The sequence below is a fragment of the Pseudomonas sp. PDM13 genome, assembly GCF_025685765.1.
GTDB lineage: Bacteria > Pseudomonadota > Gammaproteobacteria > Pseudomonadales > Pseudomonadaceae > Metapseudomonas > Metapseudomonas solani.
This window is the reverse complement of sequence record NZ_JAOTQU010000019.1, coordinates 119,081-130,681: the sequence shown is the minus strand read 5'-3', so window position 1 is coordinate 130,681 and position 11,601 is coordinate 119,081. Positions and strand designations below refer to the sequence as shown.

Sequence of the window (11,601 nt, the reverse complement as noted above, 5' to 3'; positions counted from 1 at the left end):
CTCAGTCGGCGACGCGGGGCAGCTCCAGGGTCACCCGCAGCCCGCCCTCGCGCAGGTTGCGCAGGCTGACCTCGCCGCCGTGGCTGTGGGCGATGTTGCGGGCGATGCCCAGGCCCAGCCCATAGCCCTGCTGCTGGCCGGAGAGACGGAAGTGCGGCTCGAAGACCTGCTCCAGGCGCTGCTCGGGCACGCCGGGGCCTTCGTCATCCACGTGCAGCACGAAGGCGTCGCGGCCGTCCTCGATGTGCAGGTGGGCACGCTGGCCGTACTTGAGGGCGTTGTCCACCAGGTTGCCGATGCAGCGTCGCAACGCCAGGGGCTTGCCCGGGAAGGGCCGGCGCGCGGTGCCTTCCAGGGTGACGCGACCGTTGCCCAGGTAGGGGTCCACCAGGCAGTGCAGCAGGTGGTTGAGGTCCACCGGCTCGATGTTCTCGTGGATGTCGGTGTCCTTCACACATTGCAGCGCGCCCTTGACCAGCAGCTCCAGGTCATCGAGGTCGCGGCCGAACTTGGCTTGCAGGGCTTCGTCTTCCAGCAGTTCGACACGCAGGCGCAGGCGGGTGATGGGGGTGCGCAGGTCGTGGGAGATGGCGCTGAACAGCTGGCTGCGCTCGCTGAGGTAGCGGCTGATGCGCTCGCGCATGCTGTTGAAGGCGCGGCTCACCTCCACCACCTCGCTGCCGCCCGCCTCCGCCAGCGGCTCCACGGTGGCGCCCAGGGACATGTCCCGCGCCGCTGCCGCCAGGCGCTTGAGCGGCCGGCTCTGCCAGTGCACCAGCAGGCCGATGAACAGCAGCAGGAAGCTGCTGGTGAGGATGATGAACCACAGCTGCTGCGCCGGCAGGCCCTGGTCTTCGAGGCTGACGTAGGGTGCCGGCATCAGCGAGGCGAGGTAGAGCCATTCGTTGGGGGCGATCTGGATCTGCGTCACCAGCACCGGCGGGTTGAGCGGCTCCAGGCTCAGGGCGTAGTGGGCCCAGGAGCGCGGCAGCTCGTCGAGCTTGAGCTCGCCGTTGAAGATGCGCAGGTCGTCCGGGCTGACGAACTGCACCGAGAGGTCCACCTGCTTGCCCAGGCGCTCGCGCAGCACGTCGTCGACCACATCCAGCACCGCGGCCTTGCGCGGCGTGGCGGGCAGCACCTGCATGTCCAGCGGTTTGTCGTTGAGGGAGACGAAGAAGCGCGTGCCGCCCATGCTACGCAGCTGGTCCAGCACCAGTGGCCGGTAGCCCAGGGGCAGCGAGCGGAAGTAGGCGACGCTGGCGGCCATGGAGTGGGCCAGGCTGCGCGCGCTGGTGAGCAGGCCTTCCATCTGGCTGGCGCGCAGCTGCGAGACCCAGATGACGCTCGACAGCGCCTGGGCCATCAGCACCACCAGCAGGGTGAGGAACAGCATGCGCCCGAGCAGCGAGCGCGGCATGGGGTTCCAGCGGCGCTTAGGCATGGGGCGAGACCTGGGCCGCCAGCAGGTAGCCCGAGCCGCGCACGGTGCGGATCAGCCGCGGCGCCTTGCCGGTGTCCCGCAGGCGCTGGCGCAGGCGGCTCACGGCCATGTCGACGATGCGCTCCAGGGGCATTACCTCGCGGCCCCGGGTGGCGTTGGCGATGGTGTCGCGGTCGAGGATCTGCTGCGGGCGGTCGAGGAACAGCTTGAGCAAGGCGAAGTCGGCGCCGGAGAGGATCACCTCCTCGCCGTCGATGTGGAACAGGCGATGGCTGACCATGTCCAGCCGCCACTCGTCGAAGGCCAGCACCTGGGCCTCGCCGGCACCGCGCTCCTGGGCGAAGCCGACGCGACGCAGCAGCGCCTTGATGCGCGCCTGCAGCTCGCGGGGGCTGAAGGGCTTGCCGATGTAGTCGTCGGCGCCCAGTTCGAGGCCGATCACCCGGTCGGCTTCGTCGGAGCTGGCGGTGAGCATGATGATCGGCACCTGGGCCAGGCGCTGGTGCTGGCGCACCCAGCGGCACAGGCTGAAGCCGTCTTCGTCGGGCAGCATCACGTCGAGGATGACCAGGTCGGCGGCCACCTCGCCCATGGCCTGGCGGAAGGCGGCGCCGTCGCCCACGGTGCGCACCTGGAAGCCGGCGCGGCTCAGGTAGGTGTGCAGCAGGTCGCGGATTTCCTCGTCGTCATCGACCAGGAGGATGGTTTTACCGGCTTGGCTCACGTGGGCCTTCCTTTGTTGTTATGGGTCATGTCCATTTGGATGCAGGGCGTTGGCGAAGGGTGGATGACGCTCTTTTCATCCACCTGTCGGCGTCGATGCATAACCATCGGTGGACCGGTGAAGCGTGGTCCACCCTACATCAGGCGCGCTGCCGGGAACGTGCAATGCGTCCGCTTCCTGTGTTGCGCCTCAGGGCTGCAACGCTTGCTGCAAGGCCACGCCTGCGCCTTCCAGGCCCGGGTATTCGGCGGTGACCAGCCACACCGGCACGCCGCTGAAGTAGTCGCTCATGCAGCCCTTGCTGGCGAAGGCAGCGGCGAAGCCACTGGCCTTGAAGAAGTCGGCGAAACGGGGCACCACGCCACCGACCACATAGACCCCACCCCGGGCGCCGAGGGTCAGCACGTTGTTGCCCGCGACGCGACCGAGCCAGACGCAGAACTGCTCCAGCACCGCCCTCGCCTCGCTGTCACCGGCCAGGGCCGCCGTGGTGATGGCGGCCGGGCTGTCCAGGTGCGGCTCGACGCCATCGAGGGCGCAGCTGGCGCGGTAGAGCTGCAACAGGCCGCCGCCACTGAGGATGTTCTCGGCGCTGACATGGCCCTGGCGCTCGTGCAGGTGGCGCCACAATTCGGCTTCGCGGGCGCTGCCGATGGGCAGGTCGACATGGCCGCCCTCCCCCGGCAACGCCGCCCAGCGCCCTTCGCCCAGGGGCAGCAGGGTGCCGACGCCGAGCCCGGTGCCGGCACCGATGACCACGGCCGGGCGCTCGGCATCGGCCTCGCCCGCGCAGATGGTCATGCGCTCGCCAGGCTGCAGGCGGGTCATGCCCAGGGCCATGGCGGAGAAGTCGTTGATCAGCAGCAGCCGCTCGACTTTCAGCGTTGCGCAGAAGCTGCGGCGATTGAGGCGCCAGTGGTTGTTGGTGAAGCGGAAATCCTCGCCCCCCACCGGCCCGGCGCAGGCCAGGCAGACGGCGGCGATGACACCCGGAGCCAGGCCGAGGCCCGCCAGGTAGTGTTCGATGGCCAGTTCCGGGGTGGCGAAATCCACCGTCGCCAGGACCTTGACCGACTCCAGCCGCTCGTCACGCCACAGGGCGAAACGCGCGTTGGTACCTCCGATATCGCCGACCAGCGCCAAGGTCACTTCAGGCTCTCCAGGCTGGATGTAAAGGCGCTCGCCCCCTGCTCCGCCGTGCTGAACGCGGCACGCATGAAGGCGAACATCTCGCGGCCACAGCCGATCTCGGCGTTGTGCTGGATCGGCGCGAGCTCGCGGGCGGCGAACTCGTCGGCATCCACCAGCACCCGCAGGGTTCCGGCCTGGCCATCGACACGGATGATGTCACCGTCGCGCACGCGCGCCAGTGGACCTCCGTCGTATGCCTCGGGGCACACGTGGATGGCCGCCGGGATCTTGCCGGAGGCACCGGACATGCGCCCGTCGGTGACCAGCGCCACCTTGAAGCCGCGGTCCTGCAATACGCCGAGGAAGGGGGTCATCTTGTGCAGCTCGGGCATGCCGTTGCAGCGCGGGCCCTGGAAGCGCATCACCGCCACCATGTCGCGCTCCAGCTCACCCGCCGCGAAGGCATCGGCAAGGGCCTGCTGGTCATGGAAGACCCGCGCCGGCGCCTCCACCACCTGATGCTGCGGCGCGACAGCGGACACCTTCATCACCCCGCGCCCGAGGTTGCCCTCCATCACCCGCAGCCCGCCTTCCGGCGAGAACGGATTGGAGACGGGGCGCAGGATGTTTTCGTCCAGGCTCGCCGCCGGGCCGTCGCGCCAGGCGATGCGGCCGTCTTCGAGGAAGGGCTCCTGGGTGTAACGACGCAGGCCGGGGCCGGCGACTGTGTTGACGTCTTCGTGCATCAGCCCGGCATCGAGCAGCTCGCGCATCAGGAAGGCAACGCCGCCCGCCGCGTGGAAGTGGTTGATGTCGGCCTTGCCGTTCGGATAGACGTGGGCCAGGGTCGGCACCACTTCGGAGAGGTCGGCCATGTCCTGCCAGGTGAGCTGGATGCCGGCGGCCTGGGCGATGGCGGGCATGTGCAGGGTGTGGTTGGTGGAGCCGCCGGTGGCGTGCAGGGCGACGATGGAGTTGACCAGCACGCGTTCATCCATCAGCTCGCCGATGGGCATGAAGCCACCGGCCTGCTGGGTCAGCCGGGTGACCTGGCGCGCCGCCTCTTCGGTGAGGGCGTCGCGCAGCGGCGTGCCGGGGTTGACGAAGGAGGCGCCGGGCAGGTGCAGGCCCATCATTTCCATCAGCATCTGGTTGGTGTTGGCGGTGCCGTAGAAGGTGCAGGTACCAGGGGCGTGGTACGCGGCCATCTCGGACTCCAGCAGCTCGTCGCGGGTGGCCTTGCCTTCGGCATAGCGCTGGCGGACGTCGGCCTTTTCCTTGTTCGACAGCCCCGAGGGCATGGGCCCGGCGGGGATGAACAGCGTGGGCAGGTGGCCGAAGCGCAGCGCGCCCATCATCAGGCCGGGGACGATCTTGTCGCAGATGCCGAGGAACACCGCCGCATCGAACATGTTGTGCGACAGCGCCACGGCGGTGGACATGGCGATGACTTCGCGGCTGGCGATGCCCAGCTCCATGCCCGGCTCACCCTGGGTGACGCCGTCGCACATGGCCGGCACCCCGCCGGCGACCTGGCCCACGGAGCCGATCTCCCGCAGCGCCTGCTTGATGCGCTCGGGGTAGTGCTCGTAGGGCTGGTGGGCGGAGAGCATGTCGTTGTAGGCGGTCACGATGGCGACGTTGGCGGCGTCCATCAGGCGCAGGCGCTGCTTGTCCTCGCCACCGCAGCCGGCCACGCCGTGGGCGAAGTTGGCGCACTGCAGCTTGCCGCGCTGCGGGCCCTTGCTGGCGGCCTCGCGGATCATCGCCAGGTAGCGCTCGCGGGTGGGGCGGCTGCGGGCGATAAGGCGTTCGGTTACTTCGATAATGCGGGGATGCATATCAGCGGCTCCAGGCGATATCTTGTTTTAATCGCATCAAGATAACTCAGAATCACGGAATCACGCCATTTCATAAGCGCTATTTTGTTATTAGAACAACATTAATCGGATTCGGCGTGCAGGTCCTGCTTTGGACCGGGCCGGGACGAAGGTGCGCCCAGCCGGGGCCCCGTCAAAGCATAGGTTGAACCTGCCCCAGCTCCTTGTACTCCACCGCCATGACCAACACACCCGCGACGGGCTCACGGGCGCACAGAGCATGGCGAGGAGGCTTCGATGACAGAGCGCAAGCGCAACAACCTGAACGACCCGCAACAGACACCGGCGGAAGTCGCCGATCACCAGGCGCTGATAGAGGAAGCGCGCCGCGACCAGGGCCGCACCGGCCAGCGCAACGACAACCAGGGGCATACGCCGCGCCTGCGCCGCCCATCACGCTAGGGGCGGCGCAAACCCGGTATCAGCGGGGGAAGAGGTCCTTGAAGAAGCTTTGCATGTCGGCCCAGGAGTTTTCATCGGCGACCTTGCTGTAGCCGATATCCGGGCCCTTCTCGCTGCCGTGGCCGGCGTGGCTGAGGCGATCCGCATCGGGGTTGGTGAAGCCGTGCTTGGCCTTGGCCTGGAGGACGAAGCGGTAGTCGGCCTCGGCCTTGTCCATCTCCTCCTTGAAGGCGGCGACATCGGCCTTGGTGACCATGCTGTCCTGGCCGCCGTGCTCCACCAGCACCTTGGCCTTGACGCTGCCCTTGGTGGCCGGGGTGGCGGTGGCCAGGGCGCCGTGGAAGCTGACCACGCCGGCCAGGGGCACGCCTTGGCGCGCCGCGTCCAGCACCACCTTGCCGCCGAAGCAGTAGCCAATGGCGGCGAGCTTGGTGGCATCGGTTTGCGGCTGCTTCTTGAGCAGGTCGAGCCCGGCGAGGAAGCGCGCCTTGGCGGCGGGGGCGTCCTTCAGGGCGGCCTGCATGAAGGCCAGCGCGTCGGCCGGGTGCTCGGTGTTCTTGCCTTCGCCGTACATGTCGATGGCCAGGGCGCTGTAGCCCAGCTCGGCGAGGTCACGGGCGCGGCGCTTGGCGTAGTCGTTCAGGCCCCACCACTCGTGCACCACCACCACGCCAGGGCGCTTGCCCTCGATGGCGTCGTCGTAGGCGTAGTAACCCACCAGCGCCGTGCCGTCGGCGGCCTTGTAGGGGATCTCCTGGGTGCGGATTTCCGCCTGGGCGATACCCGCACAGGCCAGCAAGGCGAAAATGAGCGGCAATCTGGGCATTTCTATCTCTCCCTGGGTGAAGCGAAGCGCTTGGAAAGCATGCAGTGTCGCGGTTTTCCCGGCATTCGCCAATCGCCGATAGGGTCGCACCCGCGTAGCGCCCTCCTTATGACAGGTGAAAGCGCAGCGGCGAGACTCCATACTCGCGCGCCCATTGGAGGAATCCGCATGCCCCGATACGCCCTGTTGCTCCTGCTTGCACTGGCCGGCTGCGCCCGCGACCCGGTCGGCCTGCCGCTGACCACCGAGCGCGACGCACCGCCACCGAAGCTGCAATACCTGGGCGTGGGCGGCTACCTGATGCAATGGCGGGGCGAGGGGCTGCTGATCGCCCCGTCCTTCAGCAACCCGTCCTTCCTGGGCCTGCCACCGCTGCGGGTGAAGGCCGACGAGGCGACCATCGATGCGCGCATGCCGCCCGCCGATGACGTCAGCATGCTGCTGATCGGCCATGCGCATTACGACCACCTGCTGGACGTGCCCCGGGTGATGCAGAAGCAGGCGCCGAACGCCATCGCCTACGGTTCGGCCACCGCCGGGCACATCCTCCGCGCGGCGCTGCCGGCGGAACGCATCTTCAACGCCGAGCCGGCCATGGCCAACGTCAAGGAAGCCGGGGAAACCGGACCTGCCGCGCAGCCGGGAACCTGGCTCTACTCCAGGGACCGACGCTTCCGCGCCATGCCGATCCAGAGCATGCACGCCCCGCATTTCGCCGGGATCACCTTCCTGCGCGGTAGCTATGACCAGGACCTGAAGGAGCTGCCGACTGCGGTGTGGAACTGGAAGGAAGGCCAGACCCTGGCCTGGCTGGTGGACCTGCTGGATGAAGCCGGGAAGCCCGTGTACCGCATCCACTACCAGGATTCTGCCAGCACCCCGCCCTATGGCTTCCCGCCGATACTCGAAGACGGCAAGACCATCGACGTGGAGATTCTTTGCGTCGGCTCCTGGAACCAGGTGCAGCATTACCCCGACGCCCTGCTCAAGGTCAGCCGCCCGCGCCTGGTGGTGCTCGGCCATTGGGAGGACTTCTTCGGCAACGACCCGCAGCGACCGCAGACCATCCGCCTGCTGGACGAACAGGGCATGGTCGAGCGCACCCGCGCCGCGCTACCTGAAGGCACGCCCGTGGTGATGCCGGTACCGTTCTCGGAAGTCGCCCTGCCGGCGACGCCCTGAGGCCCCGGGGCATGGCGGTGGTATCGTGCGCAGCCACCACCGCCTGCCGGACCCTGCCGATGCCCCCTCTTCCCTTTCGCTCACTGCCCTGGAAACGCCACGCGCTGCTCCTGCTGACGCTGCTGGCCTGCACCACCAGCCAGGCGGGCGAGCTGTCGCTTGGCGAGGCCCGGGCGCAGCCGTCCGACTGGGATGCCACCGCTGCGGTGGTTTCCCTGGCTATCACCGATACCGGCGCCCAGGGTGATCGGCTGGTGGGCGCCAGCACGCCCCGTGCCTGGCGGGTGGATTTGCAGACGACGGTGCGCATCGGCGAGGCGCGCCGGGTGATGACCCTGGCGTCCTTCGGCGTGCCGCCCGGTGGCGTGCTGAAGCTGGCGCCGACGGCCAGCCACCTGACCCTGGTAGGCCTCAAAGGCGAATTGAAGGATGGTGAGCGCTTTCCGCTGACGCTGCGCTTCGCCCGGGGTGGCGAGATGACGATCGAGGTGCGGGCCGAACGGCCCGCGACGACTCAGTCCAGGTAGCGGCTGGGCGCGAGGTCAGTCGCGGTCCAGCAGGTGGAAGCGTGGCAGCGAGAGCCCCCAACGGATCGCCGCCAGGCGCGTGCCGAGCACCACCAGCATGGCGACGCTGGTATCGAACCAGCGCGGCAGGCCCAGGTGCAACAGGCCGATGAACACCAGGGAGCCGGCGACACAGGCGATGGCGTAGATCTCCTTCTGGAAGATCAGCGGGATCTCGTTGCAGATGACGTCACGCATCACGCCGCCGGCAACACCGGTGATCACCCCCATGATGATGGCGGTGCTGAACGGCACCTGGTGCTGCAGGGCCACCTCGGTACCGTAGACGGTGAACACCGCCAGGCCGAAGGCGTCCGCCACCAGCAGGCCGGTTTCGTTGATCGGCCGGGTCAGCCGCACCCAGAGCACGGTGCCCACGGCGGCCAGGGAGGCGACGAGGATGTAGGTGTCGTCGCGTATCCAGCTCACCGGGTGGTTGCCGAGGATAACGTCCCGCAGGGTGCCGCCGCCCAGCGCGGTAATGATGGCGATCACCAGCACGCCGAACAGGTCCATGGACTTGCGCCCGGCCATCAGCGCACCGGTGATAGCGAAGACGGCAACGCCGAACAGGTCCGCCAGGTAGAAGAGCTGGGCCATTTCCGCGTCAATTCCCCACAGGGGTACGCATGGTGACGAACTCCTCGGCGGCAGTGGGGTGCACGCCGATGGTCTCGTCGAAGATGCGCTTGGTGGCGCCGGCCTTGAGTGCCACGGCCAGGCCCTGGACGATCTCGCCCGCCTCGGGCCCGACCATGTGGCAGCCGAGCACGCGGTCGCTTTCGGCGTCGACCACCAGCTTCATCAGGGTGCGCTCCTGGTTCTCGGTGAGGGTCAGCTTCATGGGGCGGAAGCGGCTCTCGAAGACCTTGACCTTGTGGCCGCGCGCGCGGGCGTCTTCCTCACTGAGGCCGACGGTGCCGATATTGGGCAGGCTGAAGACGGCGGTGGGGATGTGGTCGTAATCCACCGGGCGGTATTCGGCGGGCTTGAACAGGCGACGGGCGACGGCCATGCCTTCGGCGAGCGCAACCGGGGTCAGTTGCACGCGGCCGATGACGTCGCCCAGGGCGAGGATGGAGGGTTCGGTGGTGCGGTATTCGTCGTCCACCTTGATGAAGCCACGGTCGTCCAGCTCGACGCCGGTATTTTCCAGGCCCAGGTCGTCCAGCATCGGGCGGCGGCCGGTGGCGTAGAACACGCAATCGGCCTCGAGGGTGCGGCCGTCCTTGAGGGTGGCGAGCAGGCTGCCGTCGGCCTGCTTGTCGATGCGGGCGATGTCGGCATTGAACTGCAGGTCGAGCCCCTTGCGGCTCAGCTCGTCGCGCAGGTGGGTGCGCACGGCGCCGTCGAAGCCGCGCAGGAACAGGTCCTTGCGGTAGAGCAGCGTGGTCTTGGCGCCCAGGCCGTGGAAGATCGAGGCGAACTCGACGGCGATGTAGCCGCCGCCCACCACCAGCACGCGCTGGGGCAGTTTTTCGAGGAAGAAGGCTTCGTTGGAGCTGATGGCGTGCTCGCGGCCCGGCAGATCAGGAATCTGCGGCCAGCCACCGGTGGCGACGAGGATGTGCTCGGCGCTGAAGCGCTGCTCGCCGACCTGCACAGTGTGGGCATCCACCAGACGCGCATGGCCCTCCAGCAGGGTGACACCACTGTTGACCAGCAGGTTGCGGTAGATACCGTTGAGGCGCTGGATTTCGCGGTTCTTGTTGGCGATCAGGGTGGGCCAGCCGAAGCCCGCCTCGCCCAGGTTCCAGCCGTAGCCCTGGGCCTGCTCGAAGTCTTCGGAGAAGTGGGCGCCGTACACCAGCATCTTTTTCGGCACGCAACCGACGTTCACGCAGGTGCCGCCCAGGTAGCGGCTTTCCGCTACCGCGACGCGGGCACCGAAACCGGCGGCGAAGCGCGAGGCACGTACGCCGGCGGAACCGGCTCCTATGACGAAGAGGTCGAAATCGTAGGCCATGGCAGGGTCTCCAGAAACAGGCGGCCAGCATACCTGAACGGGCGCCGCTGACCAGTTGCCAGGCCTATGCTTGAGCCAGCGAAGGAGGAACCCCATGCGCCCTACTCTCACCCACCTCGCCCTGCACGTGCCGGACCTCGAACCCTGCATCCGCTTCTACGAAGCGTTCTGCGGCATGCGCGTGATTCACGAACGCGCCGGCAAGGGCTCGAAGATCGTCTGGATGGCCGAGCAGGGGCAGGAGCACCGCTTCATCTTCGTCATCATGCCCGGCGGCCGCCCGCGCGACCTGGCGCCGGACGACTACAGCCACTTCGGCTTCGCCCTGGAAAGCCGCGAGGCGGTGGATGCGATAGCCGCCCGCGCCAGGGCCGAGGGCTGCCTGGTGTGGGCGCCACGGGACGAGCCCTACCCGGTGGGCTACTACTGCGGGCTGCGGGACCCGGCGGGACACTACGTGGAGTTCAGCTACGGGCAGCCGCTGGGGCCCGGCTCGGAGGGGATGGTGATTCCCTGAGCGGCGGTGACGGTGTATTCCCGGGCTACCTGAATGTCGGAAACGACAAGGCCGCCCGGAGGCGGCCTTATGGATGCGACTGGCGGAGCCTGATCAGTAGGCCTTGCCGGTCTTGTAGAGGTTTTCGAAGCAGTAGTTGGTCGCGTCGATGTAGCCTTCGGCGCCACCGCAGTCGAAACGCTTGCCCTTGAACTTGTACGCCAGCACGCAACCGTCCTGGGCCTGCTTCATCAGGGCGTCGGTGATCTGGATCTCGCCACCCTTGCCCGGCTCGGTTTCTTCGATCAGCTTGAAGATGTCCGGGGTGAGGATGTAGCGGCCGATGATCGCCAGGTTGGACGGGGCGTCTTCCGGCTTGGGTTTCTCGACCATGCTGTTCACGCGGTAGATGTCGTCACGGATCATCTCGCCCGCGATCACGCCGTACTTGGAGGTCTCTTCCGGCGGTACTTCCTGGATGGCGACGATGGAGCAGCGGAACTGGTTGTACAGCTTGACCATCTGGGTCAGCACGCCGTCGCCTTCGAGGTTGAGGCAGAGGTCGTCCGCCAGGACCACGGCGAAGGGCTCGTCGCCGATCAGCGGGCGGCCGCTGAGGATGGCGTGGCCGAGGCCTTTCATTTCCACCTGGCGGGTGTAGGAGAAGCTGCACTGGTCGATCAGGCGGCGGATGCCGACCAGGTATTTCTCCTTGTCGGTGCCCTTGATCTGGTGCTCCAGCTCGTAGCTGATGTCGAAGTGGTCTTCCAGGGCGCGCTTGCCGCGGCCGGTGACGATGGAGATCTCGCTGAGGCCTGCGTCGAGGGCCTCTTCAACGCCGTACTGGATCAGTGGCTTGTTCACCACCGGCAGCATTTCCTTGGGCATGGCCTTGGTGGCTGGCAGAAAACGGGTACCGTAACCAGCGGCCGGGAACAGGCATTTCTTGATCATGTTTAACCTTGAAAAGGTGGGGTGTTGGGC

Annotated in this window: 12 protein-coding genes; 4 read left to right on the top strand and 8 right to left on the bottom strand. The window is 67.6% G+C overall.

All coding sequences use genetic code 11. The annotated features are described in order from the left end of the window. Nucleotide 1 precedes the first annotated feature (1 nt). The 4 genes from OEJ36_RS19940 to edd form a co-directional block, all read right to left on the bottom strand. Nucleotides 2–1,420 carry an ATP-binding protein gene (locus OEJ36_RS19940; protein ID WP_021222503.1) on the bottom strand — a complete coding sequence of 473 codons (1,419 nt, stop codon included), beginning with the start codon at nt 1,418–1,420 and terminating at the stop codon, nt 2–4. A gap of 16 nt (nt 1,421–1,436) precedes the next feature. Beyond that, on the bottom strand, nt 1,437–2,168 hold the full coding sequence (locus OEJ36_RS19935; protein WP_021222502.1) for a response regulator: 732 nt from the start codon (nt 2,166–2,168) through the stop codon (nt 1,437–1,439). Between the two features lie 189 nt (nt 2,169–2,357). Further along, the gene (locus tag OEJ36_RS19930) at nt 2,358–3,317 is read right to left on the bottom strand and encodes a glucokinase (RefSeq protein WP_263403042.1); all 960 of its coding nucleotides are present in this window, start codon (nt 3,315–3,317) and stop codon (nt 2,358–2,360) included. Next, nucleotides 3,314–5,140 (bottom strand): phosphogluconate dehydratase, encoded by a 1,827-nt coding sequence (gene edd / locus OEJ36_RS19925; RefSeq protein WP_263403041.1) that lies wholly within the window; start codon nt 5,138–5,140, stop codon nt 3,314–3,316. Before edd ends, OEJ36_RS19930 begins: the two co-directional genes overlap by 4 nt. Nucleotides 5,141–5,416: 276 nt before the next feature. On the opposite strand from edd, the gene OEJ36_RS19920 reads away from it, so the two are divergent. Then, entirely contained in the window at nt 5,417–5,581 is a 165-nt protein-coding gene (locus OEJ36_RS19920) for a hypothetical protein (protein WP_263403040.1), read from the top strand. A 19-nt stretch (nt 5,582–5,600) separates the two neighbouring features. Here the strand turns inward: OEJ36_RS19920 and OEJ36_RS19915 are convergent, their stop codons facing one another. Beyond that, entirely contained in the window at nt 5,601–6,407 is an 807-nt protein-coding gene (locus tag OEJ36_RS19915; protein WP_263403039.1) for a dienelactone hydrolase family protein, read from the bottom strand. A gap of 168 nt (nt 6,408–6,575) precedes the next feature. Here OEJ36_RS19915 and OEJ36_RS19910 point away from each other — a divergent pair, with 168 nt between their 5' ends. Beyond that, nucleotides 6,576–7,589 (top strand): hypothetical protein, encoded by a 1,014-nt coding sequence (locus tag OEJ36_RS19910; RefSeq protein ID WP_263403038.1) that lies wholly within the window; start codon nt 6,576–6,578, stop codon nt 7,587–7,589. Nucleotides 7,590–7,648: 59 nt separating this feature from the next. Further along, nucleotides 7,649–8,116, top strand: a complete 468-nt coding sequence (locus OEJ36_RS19905) for a copper chaperone PCu(A)C (protein ID WP_263403037.1) — start codon at nt 7,649–7,651, stop codon at nt 8,114–8,116. Nucleotides 8,117–8,131: 15 nt separating this feature from the next. Here OEJ36_RS19905 and OEJ36_RS19900 read toward each other — a convergent pair whose 3' ends face one another. Next, nucleotides 8,132–8,755, bottom strand: coding sequence for a trimeric intracellular cation channel family protein (locus OEJ36_RS19900; protein ID WP_263403036.1), 624 nt, complete (start codon nt 8,753–8,755; stop codon nt 8,132–8,134). 7 nt (nt 8,756–8,762) lie between these two features. Next, entirely contained in the window at nt 8,763–10,121 is a 1,359-nt protein-coding gene (gorA, locus tag OEJ36_RS19895; protein WP_263403035.1) for a glutathione-disulfide reductase, read from the bottom strand. A 94-nt stretch (nt 10,122–10,215) separates the two neighbouring features. Between gorA and OEJ36_RS19890 the strand changes: the two genes are divergently transcribed. After that, nucleotides 10,216–10,638 carry a VOC family protein gene (locus OEJ36_RS19890; RefSeq protein ID WP_263403034.1) on the top strand — a complete coding sequence of 141 codons (423 nt, stop codon included), beginning with the start codon at nt 10,216–10,218 and terminating at the stop codon, nt 10,636–10,638. A 93-nt stretch (nt 10,639–10,731) separates the two neighbouring features. Here the strand turns inward: OEJ36_RS19890 and galU are convergent, their stop codons facing one another. Continuing rightward, complete coding sequence (galU, locus tag OEJ36_RS19885) at nt 10,732–11,571, bottom strand: UTP--glucose-1-phosphate uridylyltransferase GalU (protein WP_021222492.1); 840 nt, start codon at nt 11,569–11,571, stop codon at nt 10,732–10,734. Between the last annotated feature and the right edge of the window lie 30 nt (nt 11,572–11,601).